This is a genomic window from Pseudomonas sp. MDT2-39-1, from assembly GCF_054898085.1.
Genome location: NZ_CM142716.1, coordinates 2,231,291 through 2,249,731, shown reverse-complemented (window position 1 = coordinate 2,249,731; position 18,441 = coordinate 2,231,291). Strand labels below are relative to the sequence as shown.

Below are 18,441 nucleotides of genomic sequence, written 5' to 3'. Positions count from 1 at the left end.
TTCGCGGGCAAGTCGGAGCGAGCGGTGCGGCGATCCGACTTGCCCGCGAAGGGGCCCTCAATCCAACCCCAATTTCTTCAGTCGATAACGCATCGACCTGAACGACAAATTCAACCGCTGAGCCGCCGCCGTGCGGTTCCATCGGGTTTCCTCCAGCGCCTGGAGGATTAGTTTGCGTTCGACGTTTTCCAGATAGTCTTCCAGATTGTCGATCTGTGTCAGGTCCGCCACGCCGTTCTCTACCGTGCAGTTACTTTCGGCCAGCCGCAGGTCGCTGGCTTCGATCTGTTTGTTCTCGCACAGGGTGTAGGCCCGTTCCAGCACGTTCTCCAGTTCCCGCACGTTGCCCGGAAAGCGGTAGCTTTTGAGCGTATCAAGGGCGAGTGGGTGGAGTTTTGCGGCGGGTTGTCCGCTACCGGCTGCCAGACGCTTGAGTACATGACTGGCCAGCGGTTCGATGTCGTCGCGCCGCTCGCGCAAAGGGGGAACGCGTAGCTCGATCACGTTCAACCGGTAGTACAAATCCTGACGAAAGCGTTCGGCGGTGACTTCGGCGTCGAGGTCTTTGTGGGTGGCGCAAAGGATGCGGACGTCGACCACCATTTCTTGCTGCCCGCCGACGCTGCGAACGGCTTTTTCCTGAATGGCCCGGAGCAGTTTGACCTGCATCGCCAAGGGTAAATCGGCCACTTCGTCGAGAAACAATGTGCCGCCATGGGCGGCCTGGAACAGCCCGGGTTTGTCTTCGATGGCGCCGCTGAAACTGCCTTTGCGATGACCGAAGAACTCGCTTTCCATCAACTCCGACGGAATCGCCCCGCAGTTGACCGGCACGAACGACTGATTGGCCCGCGGGCCCTGCTCGTGAATCAGCCGGGCGACCAATTCCTTGCCGCTACCGGATTCGCCGCTGATGTACACCGGGGCCTGGCTGCGAGCGAGTTTGTCGATTTGTTTGCGCAGGTTGCGCATGGGCAGTGAGTCGCCCAGCAACCGGCGATCAATGGCGGTACTGGCGCCGCCCGGTGCCGGCAAGCGCAGGGCGCTGGTGACCAGTTCGCGCAGGCGTGTCAGGTCGACCGGTTTGGTCAGGAAGTCGAAGGCGCCTGCCTTGAGGGCGTTGATGGCCGTTTCGAGGTTGCCGTAAGCGGTGATCATCGCCACCGGCACTTGTGGGTAACGCTGCTGGATGTACTGCACCAGCTCAAGGCCGGTGCCGTCGGGCAGGCGCATGTCGGTCAGGCACAGGTCGAATGTCTCCCGCGTCAACAAGGCCTGGGCTTCGCCGAGGTTGCGGGCACTGAAGGTATCGAGTTTCATCCGTCCCAGGGTGATTTCCAGGAGTTCGCGGATATCCGGTTCGTCGTCGACGATCAGGACTTTGGGCCGTAGGCTCGTGTTCAACTTTGTTTCCGTCCGTGAGCAAAAGTGATGCGAAAGCAGCCGCCGCCTTGGCGTGGTTTGAAGTCTAGGCGGGCCTGGTTGCTTTCGCACAGCTCACGGGACAGATAAAGCCCCAGGCCTGTGCCCTGGCTACAGGTGGTGAAGAAGGGTTCGAATAGATGCGTCTGTTGGTCAAGCGCCACGCCGGGGCCGTTGTCCAGAACTTCGAGCGTCGGCAACTGGCTGTCGGGGTCGACAAACAACTCGAGCCAGACCTGCGCCAAGTCGTGATTCAGGGCGCTATGGTGCCAGGCATTGCGCAGCAGGTTGTCGAGAATCTGGGTCAGCTGATTCGGATCCATCAGGGTTTTGAAGTCGCCCAAGCCGATGCGCAGGTGAATCAGTTGGCGCTCGGTTGCCCCTTCACGGGCTTCGGCGACGAAGTGCTCCAGCCACGGCTTCAGATCGAGCCTTTGCGGCACGGTTTGCTGACGGCGGGACAGTTGCAGGACGTTTTCGATAACCCGATTCATTCGCTGAGAGTGGTCTTGGATAATCTGGGTCAGACGCCGATCCGCGCCGTTCAGTTCCTCGGATTCCTGTAATAGCTGCGCGGCATGACTAATGGCGCCCAGTGGATTGCGGATTTCATGGGCGATACCGGCCGTCAGGCGACCGAGTGCGGCGAGTTTCAGTTGCTGCGCTTGTTGAGCGATCTGGGCCAGGTCTTCGAGAAACACCAGGGTCTGATGATTCGGGCTTTGGTCCAGCGCAATGAAGCTGGGTTGCAGTTCCAGGCCACTGCTGGCGATTTTCAGGCTTTGCGGGCGCAACGACGGATTGTTGAACCACAGTTGAAGGCGTTCGACCAATGTCGGCGAATAATCGTCGATCAACCGACCGTCGAGGTTTTTCTGCCCCAGCAAAATCAAGGCGCTGTGGTTGGCCAGTTGCACCCGCCGCTGATCGTCCAACACCAGAATGCCCGTGCGCATGCGATGCAGGATCAACGCGTTGAGCGCTTCCAGGCCAACCACTTCACTGGCCCGCAGTTCGGCGAGGCTTTCGCTGTCTTCCAGGCGCCTGATCAGCCCTTGCACCAGTAACGCCGCGGCAAAACACAGCGCGCCGAGGGTGCCGACTTGCAGGTATTCGCTGGGACTGATCGGGTGACTGAAGCTCAGGAGAAAACTGAAGCCGACGATACCAAGGGCGGCGACTGCCGCTATCAGCAGGCCGATACGCCCGCGCAATAAGGTATTAGTGATGGCCACCGACACGATCAGCAGGTTGCCGATGGCGCTGGCCAATCCGCCAGCGGCGTAGAACAGGCCGCACAGCAGCAGGACGTCGATCAATGCTAGGCTGAAAAGCTGTGCCGGCCGTCGGGTGTTCTCCCAAAAGACCACCAGCAAGATATTCAGCACCAGGTACAACCAACTGCCGCTGCGCAGCAGGTCGTCCTTGGCGAAGGCCAGCAACTGATTGTCCATGTTGCTGGAAATCAACAGCACCAGGGTGATGCCGACGCTCAAACGGTAGAGATGATAAAGGCGCAGCAGACGCAGGGCCTGTTTGCCGCCGGGACTGGACGTCTCAGCGATCACTTGAGCCTGGGCCTTGCTCAAGGTGAGCCTGGCTGCAATACCACTGTTGTTGAAGGCTCAGCGCGCGGTCGCGGGGCAGGTGAACGCCGCAATGAGCGCAGCGGACCATGGGCGCCGCATCCAGCTCGGCGGAGGATTTTGGAGCGGAAGTCGAAGCCTTGTACTTGCGCCAGAACCATACCGCAGCGGCAATCAGGGCAATCCAGAACAATAAACGAAGCATGGCGAGCGGCTTTATCAGCTAATGATCAGGCAGTTTAGCCAAGGACATGACCCGCGCACAGCGTTATAGCGCTGCGTAACCTTGTAGGAGCGAGGCTCGCCCGCGAAGAACGATTACGCGGTGATTCAGGAACACCGCATTGGCTTCTTCGCGGGCAAGCCTCGCTCCTACAGAGTCTCCGTTTATCAGTCGAACACGCCGAAGGTCATGTAGCTGAACCACGAACGGTCTTCGTTGTTAGCTTCGGATTCGTGTTCCTCTTCTTCGATCACGTCGCCATCTGCATCTTTAGGCTTGAGATCGCTTGGAATCGCGTCCTTGGCATCCTGGAACTGCTTTTGGACGTCCTGGTTGGCGCGGGTTTCGCCCGGCGGCAGCGGCGGACGGGATTCGATCAGGCCCAAAGTAGCCTTGCTCAGCCACGAACGGTTGTCGGCTTCGTCGACCGAAGGCTTGAACTGACCGTCCACCAGGGTTGGGTGGGTCGGGTAGTTGAGCTTCAGGGTTTCGAGGCTGGTGGCTGCCAGGTCGTCCAGGTGCAGACGCTGGTAGGCTTCGGTCATCACCGCCAGGCCGTCACCGACCGAAGGGGTTTCCTGGAAGTTTTCCACCACATAACGGCCACGGTTCGCGGCGGCGACATAGGCCTGACGGGTCAGGTAATAGTCGGCAACGTGAATCTCGTAGGCCGCCAGCAGGTTGCGCAGATAAATCATGCGCTGCTTGGCGTCCGGCGAGTAGCGGCTGTTCGGGAAGCGGCTGGTCAGCTGGGCGAACTCGTTATAGGAGTCGCGGGCAGCGCCCGGGTCACGCTTGGTCATGTCCAGCGGCAGGAAACGCGACAACAGGCCGACGTCCTGGTCAAAGGAAGTCAGACCTTTGAGGTAATACGCGTAATCCACGTTCGGATGCTGTGGGTGCAAACGAATGAAACGCTCTGCGGCAGACTTGGCAGCCTCAGGCTCGGCGTTCTTGTAGTTGGCGTAGATCAACTCGAGTTGAGCCTGATCGGCGTAGCGCCCGAACGGATAACGCGACTCCAGCGCCTTCAGCTTGGCTGTGGCGGCGGTGTAGCTATTGTTGTCCAGGTCGGTCTGAGCCTGCTGGTACAGCTCGACTTCGCTAAGGTTTTCGTCTACGACTTCCTTCGATGAGCAAGCAGCGGTCAATGCGAGGATGGCGATCAGCAGCAGGTGTTTCACTTGCATGGCGGCTTGCGTCCCTATGACGGCCGCTGTCTTGGGCGGGGCCGTCCTGTTATGATGAGCGCCCCGTTGAATAGCCTCGGGGCAAAAGACGCCGTATTTAACCACAAGCGCGCAGCCGAAACCAAAGGCTGTGCCGACGCCTAGTCTGAGCATGTCCGATAAAATTGAACTTCGCGCAGAGGTGCCGTCCGAATTGGGCGGCCAACGCCTCGATCAAGTCGCCGCACAATTATTCGCTGAGCACTCGCGCTCGCGCCTTTCCGCCTGGATCAAAGACGGCCGCTTGACTGTGGATGGGGCGGTTATCCGCCCGCGAGACATCGTTCATGGTGGCGCCATTCTTGAGTTGACTGCCGAGCAGGAAGCTCAGGGCGAATGGATCGCTCAAGACATCGAGCTGGACATCGTCTATGAAGACGACGACATCCTGGTGATCAACAAACCTGCGGGCCTGGTGGTGCATCCTGCCGCCGGTCACGCGGATGGCACCTTGCTCAACGCCTTGCTGCACCACGTGCCGGACATTATCAATGTGCCCCGCGCCGGTATCGTGCATCGCCTGGACAAGGACACCACCGGTCTGATGGTGGTGGCCAAGACCATTCAGGCGCAGACACAGCTTGTCACGCAATTGCAGAGCCGCAGCGTAAGCCGGATCTACGAATGCATAGTGATCGGTGTGGTGACGGCCGGCGGCAAGATCAACGCGCCGATCGGTCGTCACGGCCAGCAACGCCAGCGTATGGCTGTGATGGAAGGTGGCAAGCAAGCCGTCAGCCATTACCGCGTGCTCGAGCGTTTCCGCTCCCACACTCACGTGCGGGTGAAGCTGGAAACCGGTCGTACGCACCAGATTCGTGTGCACATGGCTCACATCAACTACCCGCTGGTCGGAGATCCTGCCTACGGCGGTCGTTTCCGCATTCCGCCGGCAGCCAGTGTGACCATGGTCGAATCGTTGAAGGCGTTCCCGCGTCAGGCGCTGCATGCGCGGTTCCTGGAGCTGGATCACCCGACCACTGGTAAGCGGATGAGCTGGGAATCGCCACTGCCGGACGATTTCGTCTGGTTGCTGACGCTGCTCAAGCAAGACCGCGAGGCGTTCATCGGATGAGTGACTGGCTGATTCCCGACTGGCCTGCGCCTGCCGGAGTGAAAGCCTGCGTGACCACCCGTGCGGGCGGCGTCAGTCTGGCGCCGTTCGACAGCCTCAACCTCGGCGATCACGTCGACGACAGCCCCGAAGCTGTTGCCGAAAACCGCCGCCGCCTCACCGATCACTTCTCTATTCAACCGGCCTGGTTAAAGCAGGTTCACGGCATTGCCGTGGCTCATGCCGACCCAAGTCTGGTCGCTACCGCTGACGCCAGCTGGACTGCAACGCCCGGGATTGCCTGCGCGGCAATGACTGCCGATTGCCTGCCTGCCTTGTTTTGCGATCGCGCCGGCACACGCGTTGCGGCGGCCCATGCCGGATGGCGCGGATTGGCGGCAGGTGTGCTGGAAGCCACCCTCGATAGTCTCGATGTGCCACCAGAAGAAGTGCTGGTATGGCTCGGCCCGGCCATTGGCCCGCAAGCCTTTGAAGTCGGCCCCGAAGTGCGCGAGACCTTCGTCCAGCAACTGCCCGAAGCGGCCAAAGCCTTCGTGCCCAGCCAAAACGCTGGCAAGTTCATGGCCGACATTTACGAGCTGGCGCGTTTGCGTCTGGCAGTTCGTGGTGTCACCGCTGTCTATGGTGGCGGTTTCTGCACCGTAACCGATCCTCGCTTCTTTTCTTACCGCCGCAGTCCACAAACGGGTCGGTTTGCCTCCCTGATCTGGCTGTAGTGCCCTGTCTCACGAATACTGTTCCTTTTTGACGGTGTCTGTTGCCGTCATGCTGCGTTGCCGCTCCTCGCCATAGCGCGCTATGACTCGTCGCGGCGCCTTGCCTGACGTCAACAGCCACTCTTCAAAAGAGGAACGTATCCGTGAGACAGGGCACGAACGCTAGACTTGCCTGACCTGCATCAACGTCACGACGCTTGAAACTCCCAGAATCGACCACATCTAATGAGGTATCTGGCAGGTTTCTTCATTCAGGATGTTTTATAGGTCCGGCCTGCTCAAAAGGAAGGTGACCCATGCGTATAGATCGTTTAACCAGCAAATTGCAGTTAGCTCTATCCGACGCCCAATCTCTGGCCGTCGGCCTTGACCACCCCGGCATTGAGCCGGCGCATTTGATGCAGGCCATGCTTGAACAGCAGGGTGGTTCGATCAAACCCCTGCTGATGCAGGTCGGTTTCGACGTCAACAGCTTGCGTAAAGAGCTGACCAAAGAGCTCGACCAACTACCGAAAATCCAGAACCCGACCGGCGACGTGAACATGTCGCAGGACTTGGCGCGCCTGCTCAACCAGGCCGATCGCCTGGCCCAGCAAAAGGGTGATCAGTTCATCTCCAGCGAATTGGTGCTGCTCGCCGCGATGGACGAGAACAGCAAACTCGGCAAGTTGCTGCTCGGCCAGGGCGTCAGCAAAAAAGCTTTGGAAAATGCGATCAACAACCTGCGCGGCGGTGAGGCTGTCAACGATGCCAACCACGAAGAATCGCGCCAGGCGCTGGATAAGTACACCGTCGACCTGACCAAGCGTGCCGAAGAAGGCAAGCTCGATCCGGTGATCGGCCGTGACGACGAAATTCGCCGGACCATTCAGGTCCTGCAACGGCGCACCAAGAACAACCCGGTGCTGATCGGCGAACCTGGCGTGGGTAAAACCGCCATCGCCGAAGGCCTGGCCCAGCGCATCATCAACGGTGAAGTGCCGGATGGTCTCAAGGGCAAGCGCCTGTTGTCCCTGGACATGGGGTCGCTGATTGCCGGCGCCAAGTACCGCGGCGAGTTCGAAGAGCGCCTCAAATCTCTGCTCAATGAGCTGTCGAAGCAGGAAGGGCAGATCATTCTGTTCATCGACGAACTGCACACCATGGTTGGCGCCGGTAAAGGCGAAGGCTCGATGGACGCGGGCAACATGCTCAAGCCTGCGTTGGCTCGCGGCGAACTGCACTGCGTCGGCGCGACCACGCTCAACGAGTACCGCCAATATATAGAGAAGGATGCGGCCCTTGAGCGGCGCTTCCAGAAAGTCTTGGTGGACGAGCCGAGCGAAGAGGACACCATCGCGATTCTGCGTGGCCTCAAAGAACGTTATGAGGTCCACCACAAAGTGGCGATCACCGACGGCGCCATCATCGCCGCGGCCAAACTCAGCCATCGCTACATCACGGACCGTCAATTGCCGGACAAGGCCATCGACCTGATCGACGAAGCCGCCAGCCGTATCCGCATGGAGATCGATTCCAAGCCTGAAGTACTGGATCGTCTGGAGCGCCGTCTGATTCAGCTGAAGGTGGAATCCCAGGCGCTGAAAAAAGAAAGTGACGAAGCGGCGATCAAGCGCCTGGAAAAACTCCAGGAGGAAATCGTTCGTCTTGAGCGTGAATATTCGGACCTCGAAGAAATCTGGAACTCGGAAAAAGCCGAAGTTCAGGGTTCTGCGCAGATCCAGCAAAAAATCGAACAGTCCCGTCAGGAACTGGAAGCCGCACGCCGTAAAGGCGACCTGAACCGCATGGCCGAGTTGCAATACGGGGTCATCCCGGACCTGGAGCGCAGCCTGCAAATGGTCGATCAGCATGGCAAAAGCGAAAACCAGTTACTGCGCAGCAAGGTGACTGAGGAAGAAATCGCAGAAGTCGTCTCGAAGTGGACCGGCATACCGGTGTCGAAAATGCTCGAAGGCGAGCGCGACAAACTGATGAAGATGGAAAGCCTGTTGCACCAGCGCGTGATCGGTCAGGACGAAGCGGTGATCGCGGTTTCCAACGCGGTGCGGCGCTCGCGAGCCGGGTTGTCCGACCCGAATCGCCCGAGCGGTTCGTTCATGTTCCTCGGCCCGACCGGGGTGGGTAAAACCGAGCTGTGCAAGGCGCTGGCCGAATTCCTCTTTGATACTGAAGAGGCGATGGTACGGATCGACATGTCCGAGTTCATGGAGAAACATTCCGTGGCCCGACTGATCGGCGCGCCACCGGGCTACGTGGGCTATGAAGAGGGCGGTTACCTGACCGAGGCGGTGCGTCGCAAGCCTTACTCGGTGATCCTCCTGGACGAGGTCGAGAAGGCCCACCCGGATGTCTTCAACATCTTGCTGCAAGTGCTCGAAGATGGCCGCCTGACCGACAGCCATGGCCGCACGGTGGATTTCAAAAACACCGTGATCGTCATGACGTCCAACCTGGGCTCGGTGCAGATTCAGGAGTTGGTCGGTGATCGCGAAGCGCAGCGTGCGGCGGTAATGGATGCGATTTCCACGCACTTCCGGCCGGAGTTCATCAACCGGGTTGACGAAGTGGTGATCTTCGAGCCATTGGCGCGGGATCAGATCGCGGGCATTACCGAGATCCAGTTGGGTCGTCTGCGCAGTCGCCTGACTGAGCGCGAGCTGAAACTGGAGCTGAGTCCAGAGGCCATGGACAAGCTGATCGCGGTGGGTTACGACCCGGTGTACGGCGCACGGCCGCTCAAGCGAGCGATTCAGCGCTGGATCGAGAACCCGTTGGCGCAGCTGATTCTGTCCGGTCGTTTCATGCCCGGCGATACAGCTATCGGTACGGTGGAAAACGACGAAATCGTATTTGCCTGACCCGCAACAGCAGTGAAATAAACAAGGCCTCGCATCGCGAGGCCTTTTTTTCGTCAGGTTGTTGAACTGAAAGGAAAAGGCTTGTAAAGTGCGCCCCGCAGTAAGTCACCCGGAAGGGTTTCTGCTCCCCAAGCAGGAATCTGAAATAAGTTGCAAATCATTAACTTGAATGCAATTTAAGGGGTTGACAGAGGTGCTTAAGATTGTAGAATAGCGCGCCTCAGACACACGAACGCAGCGATGCGAGCGGGTCGAAGAGGTGAAGCAAGCTTCACAGTTGTAAATTGAAATGTGTAGTTCCGTGATAGCTCAGTCGGTAGAGCAAATGACTGTTAATCATTGGGTCCCAGGTTCGAGTCCTGGTCACGGAGCCAATTTCAAACCGGGGTATAGCGCAGTCCGGTAGCGCGCCTGCTTTGGGAGCAGGATGTCAGGAGTTCGAATCCCCTTACCCCGACCATTTTTGGGTCGTTAGCTCAGTTGGTAGAGCAGTTGGCTTTTAACCAATTGGTCGTAGGTTCGAATCCCACACGACCCACCATTTTTGAAACCAGTTAACGCTGGGATCAGATCTTAAGATCAGAGGCCAAAAGCCCTGATCGAAGAAGGCGACTTGTGAAGGTCGCCTTTTTTTTACCGGGGTATAGCGCAGTCCGGTAGCGCGCCTGCTTTGGGAGCAGGATGTCAGGAGTTCGAATCCCCTTACCCCGACCATATTAAAAATCCTCGTATCGAAAGATACGGGGATTTTTTTTGGTGCGCCAGGCATGGCGCGTTGCGCGAAGCGCAACCAGCTTGGCTGTGGTGGCCACGCTGGTGACTTGGAGGTGAAAGTCCTCTACACACCCGGCAAGGGGAAGTGTTAGCCAGAGGCAAGGGTGTCGCGGGTGACTGCGAATCTGAAGGAAGCCCGAGGCAAAATGCTGGCCTGACGAACAGGAAGCGGATTAGGCGGTGCAGCGGGGTAAGGTAGCCAAAATTGCCAAAGCCCAATACTTGCACGCAACGCTGTGACGTAGATCCGACAGGCATAAGCAGGAAGGTCGCGCGAATTACCCTGGGAGATCTGCACGTTTGCCTGAGTGCTACCGAGCGCCGCGAGGCGACGGGATGAACGCGCAGAAGTCAGCCGAGGCCGTAGTAAGTAACGAGTAACTCCGTCACCAAGGGCCGAACAGGTTATGCCGCCAGTAGGCGTCAGAGTCTCGTTGAATACCGAAATGCAGAAATTTCTCCCAGAGAAGACTGTCACTCCGAGTCCCGGACAGAATCCGAGGATGACGGCTGACAGCGCAGAGGTATCGGCGGCATCTGTGACGTGGACGAACGCGGAGCCGGACACGCTGATGGCGCGGGTGCTCGCACCGGCCAACCTCAAGCGTGCGTATCAACGCGTGGTCAGCAACAAGGGCGCACCGGGTGCCGATGGCATGACGGTCGACGACTTGGCGGGCTACGTGAAACAGTATTGGCCGATCCTCAAGGCTCGGTTGCTGGCCGGCGAGTATCATCCGCAAGGTGTACGCGCCGTCGACATTCCCAAGCCCCAAGGTGGAACACGACAGCTGGGCATTCCCTGCGTCGTGGATCGCCTGATCCAGCAGGCTTTGCTGCAACAGCTCACGCCAATCTTCGACCCTCTGTTCTCGGACTACAGCTACGGTTTTCGTCCGAATAGAAGCGCTCATCAAGCCATCGAAACAGCCCGAGCCCATGTGGCGGCGGGCCACCGCTGGTGTGTGGCGCTCGATCTGGAGAAGTTCTTTGATCGAGTCAACCACGATGTCCTGATGGCTCACGTGGCGCGTCAAGTCGAAGATAAGCGGGTGCTCGCGCTGATCCGTCGTTATCTCGAAGCGGGAACGATGTCAGGTGGTCTTGTCAGTCGACGACAGGAAGGGGCGCCGCAAGGCGGCCCACTCTCGCCGTTGCTGTCGAATATCCTGCTCAACGAACTCGATCGCGAATTGGAACGGCGGGGCCATCGTTTCGTGCGCTATGCCGATGATGCGAACATTTATGTACGCAGCCGTCGTGCTGGCGAACGAGTGATGAACAGCGTCGAATGCTTCCTGAGCCAGCGTCTGAAACTGACGCTGAATCGGGAAAAGAGCCGCGTGGCGCGACCGTGGGCCTGTGATTATCTGGGTTATGGGATGAGCTGGCATCAACAGCCAAGACTAAAAGTGGCGAGGATGAGTCTGGGGCGTCTACGCGACCGACTCAGAGACCTGCTGCGCGGAGCGCGGGGCTGCAAGATGGCGAGCGTCATCGAGCGGATAAACCCCGTACTGCGCGGATGGGCTGGCTACTTCAAGCTCAGTCAGAGCAAGGGGCCCCTCGAGGAACTGGACGGCTGGGTGCGTCGAAAACTTCGCTGCATCCTCTGGCGCCAATGGAAGCAGTCCTCAACGAGGGCGCGTAACCTGATGGGCTTGGGGATCAACGAAGGACGTGCTCGTAGATCAGCGTCCAATGGGCAGGGCCCATGGTGGAACTCGGGAGCGTCACATATGAATCAGGCGCTGCCGAAGAAACTGTGGGATCGACTCGGTTTGGTCTCGATACTGGATACGATAAACGGCTTAATCGCATAACCTGAACCGCCGTATACGGAACCGTACGTACGGTGGTGTGAGAGGACGGCGGATGTAAATCCGCCTCCTACTCGATTCTGCCGAAAACGTGATTTTCTTCAAGTCATGAGCATCACAGCTGGCCAAAGCCTTGCATGGCATGGTGCGACGCTTTCAGCTTTAGATTTTCCAGATGCAAAAAAGCCGCGCTTTCTGAATGGAGAAGCGCGGCAGGTTCTCGGGTGCTTAGGCGCCGTCTTGATCTTTCAAGTGCTCGAACAGACCTTTTGGCATTTTCTTGCCATTGGCTTCGAAGTTGGCTTTCACGTTATCGAAAGCCTCTTGCTCGTCGATGAAGCCGTCATGGTTGGTGTCGATCTTGTCGAAATTGGATTTCGGCGCGACTTTCTGGAATTCGGCACGGGAAACTTTGCGGTCGCCATCCGTGTCGGTTTTCGCCATCGACGCATCGCCACACTTGCCTTCGCCACATTTGCCCTCCGGGGTTTTCACCACCTGTTCAGCCGAGGCCAGTAGGTAGCCCTGGGTCAAAGGCTGCGAAGCGAATACGGAACCGGACAACATCATGCCACCCGCCAGAACAGCGCCGAGCAGACCAATAGTGTTCTTAGTAGTACGGGACATTTCAATACTCCTGAGTTGCACGACACAACCGTTCGATAAAGGACGCCACGTGAGTGCGGCGATAACCGTAGCGGGCGAGTTGCCTTGCTCGGATGTGGCCATTTAACGGTCGGGGTGTATCGCTACTGTGTCGCGCAAAGGGGGAGTTTGTAAGCGAAGAGGGGAAATCGCGGGGGGAGATACAGTGAGACACAGATCTCCAAAGTCAATGGGGACCAAATGTAGGAGCGAGCCTGCTCGCGATGGCGGCTTAACAGTCAGCATAAATGTTGAATGTAATGGCCTCTTCGCGAGCAGGCTCGCTCCTCCTCCCAACGTTACCGTAGAGTCGGAACGTGTCTTGTTAATTGCACGTGATTATCTTTGTGGAAGGAAGTACCGCATTTCGGCAATTTCTTCTCCGGTTTTCGGCGCGGCTCTGCTGAATCGACCTATACGCCTGTCTTGAGTAATAACATTCCCCATCCATTCAACACCGACACCGTCCCAAACTTCTCTAAAGCCCTGTGGCCCGAATGTATTTATACGGTGAGTGGGAGCAATTACTGTTCGATTTAGGGTATTTGCGACCTCTTGTGCTGCGCCTGAAACCCCAGACTCGCAAGATAGTAACCACAGTGGAGCGTTGGCGTATTCATCTCCCAAGGCGTCCAGTCGAGGGGCTATGTCGTAGAGTGCAACCTCTGCGGCCGGACGCATTCTTCCTGTTGAACTCATCATTTTTCCGGAAGGTACTCCGTGAGCCTGATAAGCAAGTATTTTTTGACCATAAAGATCCGTGGAGAAAAATACAGGCGCTCCTTTAGATGGCTTGTAAATGATTTCTACTCCAAATTTAAAGTTTGTGGCAGGTTGTGGAGGTGCTCGAAACAAGCGGTACTTCCAGCCCCCAGGGCGCGAAAGTTTCGATATTGCTTTAACAGTTCCAGGCCCGATGCCTACTACCGCCGACGCCAATCCTGTTCCCAGTGATACCCAACCCAGCACTGAAGCGGCTTGATTGTTACCGGTAATCTCCAGTATAGGGGCGGCCAGCCCGGTACCTACCGACACCGTTTCTAGTACCAGTCCGACCACTGCTGCGACACCCGCTGCCGACGTCGCAACAGCGACCATAGCTCCAATCACAAGCCCTGAGATGACTGCTGCGGAGACTGTGCCACCGGCCACGGCAGCGCCGAGAGCGACCACAGCAACCACTCCCGCCAGTGCACCGAATGTGACAATGGTTCCTGCAACAAAAGCTGCAATGCCTAACCCTATGCCGATCCCAGTCAAAAACCACTTCCAGAAACTATGCCCGTCCGGATCGACCCGATTCACCGGATCCCCGCCACAATAGGCATAGCGGTTCAGCCCGCCATCACCCAGTGGACTGGCGCTATCGGGCGCCAGGAACAACATCAGCTCAGGATCGTAAGGGCGATAGCTGCCTGGATGGTAAAGGCCGGTTACCGTGTCGCGTAACTCCCCGGCAAACCCCACTCGACTTTGCGCGTTTTCATCGTCGGCGCCGTGGGCGGTGTAACTCACCAGGCGGTTTTCGCTGTCGCTCTCCAAACGGACGGAGCCTTGACCATCGGTGCCGGTCAACAGCACGGTGCGTATCGATTGGCTCAGCCGACTTTCGGCAAACACCGCGTCGGCGGATCGTACCAGCGTCAACATGGCGCCATCGGTTGTGCGTTCGTTCACGACCTGATTGCCTGCATAAAAACGGCGGGCGATACCGGCGCTTGTTTCTTGTTCACCCAATTGTCCGAAGGGGTCGTAGCGATAAAGACTGCTTGCGCCGTTTTCGATGATTTGGCGTAGGCGGCCATTGGTCCCCCATTCGAGTTTGCGATACAGCGCGCCGTTGCGGCGCTCTTCCACCAGCCGGCCGGCACGGTCCCAGACCAGTTCGATATCGGTGTCTTGAACACCACGATGCGTGATGGAAACGGGACGATCCGGTGCGATAGCGTCATAGCTGAACGTCATGGCGTTGTGGGTGGAGTCTGCGTAGGTAGTGTCGATCCGCTGATAACCGTCCAGTGCATTCAGGGTGAAGACCTGTTGGCTGATTTGCTTGCCCGTCCGTTTGTCCCGCGGTGCATTGGGACCTGTGGCCGTGGTTTGCAACAAGCGGCCACGGCAGTCGTAGGTATATCGCTCATCACTGAGAAGGCGGCCGGCCAGTTCCCAGCGGCGGGACAACACTTTGTCACGCCCGCTGAACGACAGCCTCTGCACGGTTTTCTGCCGGGGACCATTGCCGGTGTTTTCCCAGGTGCGGCTCAGCTCGCGGCCGAAGGCATCGTAGGCCAGCTTCTGCTGGAGGCTGCTGCCTTTGGCGGGGTCGGTGGTGGTGATTTGATCAACCCGGCCAAAGGCGTCATAGGTGGACTTCACCGTGATGGAGCCTGCCTGTTGCGCATTCGGGCGTCCGAACTCGTCATATTCAACCCGGTGCTCCGTTCCCCCCACATCGGTAAAACTCAGGGCTCGCCCTTGTAGCGATTGACTCGATGTATTGGAGTGCGTTTCGTTTCCCACCGTCCAGTGTTCTGCGAAGAGTCTTCCGGCAGCGGAATACTCTTGCTTGATCATCCCCAGCCCGCCCTTTATTTCGGTGAGGTAACCCTCAGGTGGCCGATAGGTATAGGACGTGCCGCTGCTGCCCTCCGGTATTGCTGCAATGAGCTCGTAATTGAGTGCCTGCTCATAATGCACATTGACCCGGGTGCCGTCGGCGTGAGTGGCGGAGGCGGGCGGGAGCTGGCCTTTAAGGTAGCTGAGGCTTTCGGTCTGGCCGCCTGCCCGGCGTTCGATCGGCCGGCCGAGGCCATCAAAGGATTGCTCGGCCAGCACCTGTTCGGTGTCGCCGGGTGTAGTAAGGGTGACCTTGACGGGATGGTCGCCGTCGCTGTGAGGCGCATAGATCCAGCGTACAACGCTGCCATCTTCGCGAGTGAGGCAGGTCGTTCGGCCAAACACATCACGCTCTGTTTGAGTCGAGGTTGTCAGGCCATCGGCTTCAACCCAATGGCTGATTGGCCGGTACAGACCGTCGAATGTCCAGCTTTCAACACGCAACACGGCGCCAGGACTTCCGTTGTCAGTCCGTGGTCCCCGCAGGGTGACTTTTTCGACTTCTCCTGCCAGATTGCGCGCCACCTCTGTTTCGCCACTGCGCTCGCCGCTCCGACTTTGCTGCCAGTGACGACTGATCAACGTGATGGGGTCCAAAACGGTGTGACTGCTGGTGCCATCGGCCTGGTGCTGCACGCTGACTTGCCCCCAACCGTCTAACTCGTTGGTGCTTGTCAGGCGGATGGGATCGGTTTGCCCGGGCAGCCAGTCGTGAACGGTTTCAGTACTCAAGTTGCCGTCATGGTCGTAAACGCCGGACCACACTTCGCGAAACGCCAGGCCGGTGATGTCGGCGTCCAGGCGCTCTGCACGCACCATACGACCGCTGCCGTCCAGAAACTGGCGACGTTTCTGCCCGGCAATATCGATTTCCTCCACCACCACCGTGCGTTTGTGATCACTGCCTGCGGTGGTATAGCTGCAGGTGGTGGTCACGGCATAAGGCGTTCCTGCCGACGCAGTACGGCGCACGACTCGGCCAAGACTGTCATAGGCAAACGTGGTCAACACAGCGTTTTCATTGCGCTCGGACAGCGTCAGGCCCGTCAAGGAATTGCGCATTGTGCTGGTATTGATGACCAGACCGTCATGCCCGGTCTGGGTCTGCGTTTCGGTCAGTCCCTCGGCGTCGATCGTGCGTGCGTAGTCTGTGATTGTGGCGAAACCGTTCAGGGTATTGATGCTTTGACGCGGCTGACCAAAGAACGCGCTGTGAATGTCGGTATCCCAGATCTGCTCGGTTTTCCCGATTACCTGTTCTTCAGTGTCGGTGAGTGCTAAGGCTATCTCCTGATCGGCTGTCAGATTCTGAATATCGTCGGTTTTTCGCTTGGGCAGCAGTGAGTATCGATAGCGTGTCTCGGTGGTCGGCGCGCCCCCGGTCAGTTTTGCGGGCGTCAGGGTTTTGCTCTTTACCCAGCGTATGAACTGGCTGCCATCATCCGGGCAGCCATCCCCCCCACCCAATGGGTACCAGGCCGAGGTTTCGACGCGACCATCCGGGTAGCGTTTTTGCAGCACGTTGCCGTAGTCGTCGTAGTCGATTTCTTCGCGAACTTCCCGAGGTGTTTGTTCACCGTCTTCATAGCGAGTCACTGTCGCCACGGGGAGCTGGCACCAGGCCGGTTGATCTTCCCAGCTCTTGTTCGAATCGTCGCCGTAGACAGTCTGCCGGGTAATGATTTTCTGCTGAGGAACAGCCACGCCGTTTTGCTGGCGGGTGCTGTGGCGAATCATCTGCTCATCGGTTTGCAGGTGAAAGCGATTCCACGTACGCCGGGCCGTAGCCAGGGTTTCACCTTTGGCATTCAGAACCGTTTCGATGCCGGTGTAGCCATAGCTGCTCATGCGGTAGAGGTTGTCGGTGCCGTCTTGCCAGCCGCCCGGTGGCGCGACATCACCGCCGAGGAAATTGGAGGTGCCGACATACGTGTAGTGGCGGTAGATTTCCGGTTGCCCGGCACCAGGGACATGACGGTGGCTGATGATCCTGGGCAGCCACGCCAATGGGGCGCCCGGCGGCAAGATATGACCCTGATTGCCGGTGGCGTATTGCACCGTGTCTTCGCTGCCCAGCGGTCCCAGCACCTTGTTGGGAAACAACAGGCCACTGTGCGGATCCGGCAGGTATTCAAAGGTCCAGCGGCTGTCGCCGTCAGGCAAAATCAAATGGGTCAATTGACCGTTAACCAGTTTAAGGGTGATAGTCGATTCACTGTCACTGCCGGGGAACATAGTGAAGACTACGGATTCACTGTTCATTGCGACCTGCAGAAGTGGGTGAGCCGGGCCACGCTCATCCCACACGCTTTGCAGACCAAACTGATTATTGCCCCGGGGTACCCACTTCAAGAACGCCTGCCGTCCTTTCGGCGAGCGCATTTGCACCACCATCGCCAGTCCACTGCGCTCCTGGACTTCCAGCCATTCGGTGTCACCGCTTTTGTGTTCAACGCGAAACAACCTGCCATCCATGCCAATCTGACGTATCACGAAACTGCGCAACTTCTGATCATGAAAGGCCAGTAAACCACCGTCAGAGAATTCGGATTTATGCCGGTCAAGACGAAATTGCTCGCCGGTACTGAGGCTGATGCGGTTGGCATTGAGGTCCAGGGTGGATACTCCCAATTGCCAGCCACGACCGAATCCGGCATCAGAGTGAGAGGCCAGAGGACTGAAGTGCAGTGCCGGTGAGATGACCGGGCCGGCGAGGGCGTTGGCCTGTAATCCGGGCAGTTTGGCTGCGAGGGTGAATTGGCCGGTACGGGGGTCGACACCGGTGCTGACATGACTGAGAAAATTGCCAGCCTGGGAATACAGGCCTCCGGCCGTCAAACGATCAAGTACGGTAGTTTGCATCGGTTTACTTCCTTGTGTCCGGGGCTCGTTTCTTCCCGTACGTCGCCTAACGAACTTCAACAGAAATGCAGCGATTTCTTCCAGAAACAGGTGGCAGGCTGGTCGGAGCATTTACGACTCGAACACCTACCACCACCTCTGTTCCCGGCGGGGAATTTCGCCCTATATCTATCGATGTCATTTCCGTTGGCTTGCCTGGGATCGGATCAAATATTTCATACTTTATAAATCCTTTATCACCTTGATCCTCGGCGTTCGGGTTGCAATTTTCCTGGGCGAAAAAAGTGAAGGTTATTCCTTCTCTAGGGTTTTCAATGACAAAGTTATGGTTAAAGTTTTTTTTGCAAACGTTGGTTTTTTCGAAGGGGTGAATTCCGGCGGTTAGTGGCAGTTTGCAATTAAGTTCGATTAGACCATTTTTTCCGTATGAGGAAATAGTGGGTAGATTCACGGTGTTGTTTCGGGTGGAGTTGCAGCCATATAAGAGTAATGAGATCAAGGCGCTACACGTATAAATTGTGAATTTTTTCATGCCGGTTTCTCCAGGCTGTGACTTTTTTAAGTGCGGTGGCGTGGTGCATGTGAATGTAAGGAGGCTTCTTTTTTTGAGAG

Annotated in this window: 11 protein-coding genes and 4 tRNA genes; 8 read left to right on the top strand and 7 right to left on the bottom strand. The window is 57.8% G+C overall.

What is annotated here, in order from left to right; all coding sequences use genetic code 11:
* Positions 1-57 precede the first annotated feature (57 nt).
* The 4 genes from ACYZTM_RS10850 to ACYZTM_RS10835 all read right to left on the bottom strand — a co-directional run bounded on the left by ACYZTM_RS10850 (position 58) and on the right by ACYZTM_RS10835 (position 4,421).
* On the bottom strand, positions 58-1,404 hold the full coding sequence (locus ACYZTM_RS10850) for a sigma-54-dependent transcriptional regulator (protein ID WP_131061748.1): 1,347 nt from the start codon (positions 1,402-1,404) through the stop codon (positions 58-60).
* Positions 1,401-2,990 carry a sensor histidine kinase gene (locus tag ACYZTM_RS10845; RefSeq protein WP_461989127.1) on the bottom strand — a complete coding sequence of 530 codons (1,590 nt, stop codon included), beginning with the start codon at positions 2,988-2,990 and terminating at the stop codon, positions 1,401-1,403. The genes ACYZTM_RS10850 and ACYZTM_RS10845 overlap by 4 nt, the downstream gene beginning before the upstream one ends.
* Positions 2,980-3,213, bottom strand: a complete 234-nt coding sequence (locus ACYZTM_RS10840; protein ID WP_131061749.1) for a PP0621 family protein — start codon at positions 3,211-3,213, stop codon at positions 2,980-2,982. The genes ACYZTM_RS10845 and ACYZTM_RS10840 overlap by 11 nt, the downstream gene beginning before the upstream one ends.
* A gap of 185 nt (positions 3,214-3,398) precedes the next feature.
* Positions 3,399-4,421 (bottom strand): outer membrane protein assembly factor BamD, encoded by a 1,023-nt coding sequence (locus tag ACYZTM_RS10835; protein WP_461988586.1) that lies wholly within the window; start codon positions 4,419-4,421, stop codon positions 3,399-3,401.
* A 151-nt stretch (positions 4,422-4,572) separates the two neighbouring features.
* On the opposite strand from ACYZTM_RS10835, the gene rluD reads away from it, so the two are divergent.
* The 8 genes from rluD to ltrA all read left to right on the top strand — a co-directional run bounded on the left by rluD (position 4,573) and on the right by ltrA (position 11,709).
* Positions 4,573-5,535 (top strand): 23S rRNA pseudouridine(1911/1915/1917) synthase RluD, encoded by a 963-nt coding sequence (gene rluD / locus ACYZTM_RS10830; protein ID WP_007942311.1) that lies wholly within the window; start codon positions 4,573-4,575, stop codon positions 5,533-5,535.
* Positions 5,532-6,251 carry a peptidoglycan editing factor PgeF gene (pgeF, locus tag ACYZTM_RS10825; protein WP_131061752.1) on the top strand — a complete coding sequence of 240 codons (720 nt, stop codon included), beginning with the start codon at positions 5,532-5,534 and terminating at the stop codon, positions 6,249-6,251. The genes rluD and pgeF overlap by 4 nt, the downstream gene beginning before the upstream one ends.
* Before the next feature lie 296 nt (positions 6,252-6,547).
* Positions 6,548-9,112, top strand: a complete 2,565-nt coding sequence (clpB, locus tag ACYZTM_RS10820; protein WP_461988584.1) for an ATP-dependent chaperone ClpB — start codon at positions 6,548-6,550, stop codon at positions 9,110-9,112.
* Positions 9,113-9,410: 298 nt separating this feature from the next.
* Positions 9,411-9,486, top strand: a tRNA-Asn gene (locus tag ACYZTM_RS10815).
* Between the two features lie 9 nt (positions 9,487-9,495).
* Positions 9,496-9,572: transfer RNA gene (locus ACYZTM_RS10810), tRNA-Pro, on the top strand.
* A gap of 5 nt (positions 9,573-9,577) precedes the next feature.
* Positions 9,578-9,653, top strand: a tRNA-Lys gene (locus tag ACYZTM_RS10805).
* Positions 9,654-9,749: 96 nt separating this feature from the next.
* A tRNA-Pro gene (locus ACYZTM_RS10800) sits at positions 9,750-9,826 on the top strand.
* A gap of 467 nt (positions 9,827-10,293) precedes the next feature.
* On the top strand, positions 10,294-11,709 hold the full coding sequence (ltrA, locus tag ACYZTM_RS10795) for a group II intron reverse transcriptase/maturase (RefSeq protein WP_461985512.1): 1,416 nt from the start codon (positions 10,294-10,296) through the stop codon (positions 11,707-11,709).
* A gap of 225 nt (positions 11,710-11,934) precedes the next feature.
* Here the strand turns inward: ltrA and ACYZTM_RS10790 are convergent, their stop codons facing one another.
* From ACYZTM_RS10790 to ACYZTM_RS10780, 3 genes are all read right to left on the bottom strand, one after another.
* Entirely contained in the window at positions 11,935-12,333 is a 399-nt protein-coding gene (locus tag ACYZTM_RS10790) for an HvfA family oxazolone/thioamide-modified RiPP metallophore (RefSeq protein WP_461988581.1), read from the bottom strand.
* 357 nt (positions 12,334-12,690) lie between these two features.
* Complete coding sequence (locus tag ACYZTM_RS10785; RefSeq protein WP_461988579.1) at positions 12,691-17,829, bottom strand: RHS repeat domain-containing protein; 5,139 nt, start codon at positions 17,827-17,829, stop codon at positions 12,691-12,693.
* Positions 17,830-17,875: 46 nt separating this feature from the next.
* Positions 17,876-18,361, bottom strand: a complete 486-nt coding sequence (locus ACYZTM_RS10780; RefSeq protein WP_461988577.1) for a hypothetical protein — start codon at positions 18,359-18,361, stop codon at positions 17,876-17,878.
* Between the last annotated feature and the right edge of the window lie 80 nt (positions 18,362-18,441).

What these genes read in the sequence shown, in the direction of transcription:
- ACYZTM_RS10840 (WP_131061749.1), bottom strand. Translation starts at nt 3,213, where the DNA reads ATGCTTCGTTTATTGTTCTGGATTGCCCTGATTGCCGCTGCGGTATGG.
- pgeF (WP_131061752.1), top strand. Translation starts at nt 5,532, where the DNA reads ATGAGTGACTGGCTGATTCCCGACTGGCCTGCGCCTGCCGGAGTGAAA.
- clpB (WP_461988584.1), top strand. Translation starts at nt 6,548, where the DNA reads ATGCGTATAGATCGTTTAACCAGCAAATTGCAGTTAGCTCTATCCGAC.
- ltrA (WP_461985512.1), top strand. Translation starts at nt 10,294, where the DNA reads ATGCCGCCAGTAGGCGTCAGAGTCTCGTTGAATACCGAAATGCAGAAA.
- ACYZTM_RS10790 (WP_461988581.1), bottom strand. Translation starts at nt 12,333, where the DNA reads ATGTCCCGTACTACTAAGAACACTATTGGTCTGCTCGGCGCTGTTCTG.
- ACYZTM_RS10785 (WP_461988579.1), bottom strand. Translation starts at nt 17,829, where the DNA reads ATGCAAACTACCGTACTTGATCGTTTGACGGCCGGAGGCCTGTATTCC.
- ACYZTM_RS10780 (WP_461988577.1), bottom strand. Translation starts at nt 18,361, where the DNA reads ATGAAAAAATTCACAATTTATACGTGTAGCGCCTTGATCTCATTACTC.
- ACYZTM_RS10835 (WP_461988586.1), bottom strand. Translation starts at nt 4,421, where the DNA reads ATGCAAGTGAAACACCTGCTGCTGATCGCCATCCTCGCATTGACCGCT.
- rluD (WP_007942311.1), top strand. Translation starts at nt 4,573, where the DNA reads ATGTCCGATAAAATTGAACTTCGCGCAGAGGTGCCGTCCGAATTGGGC.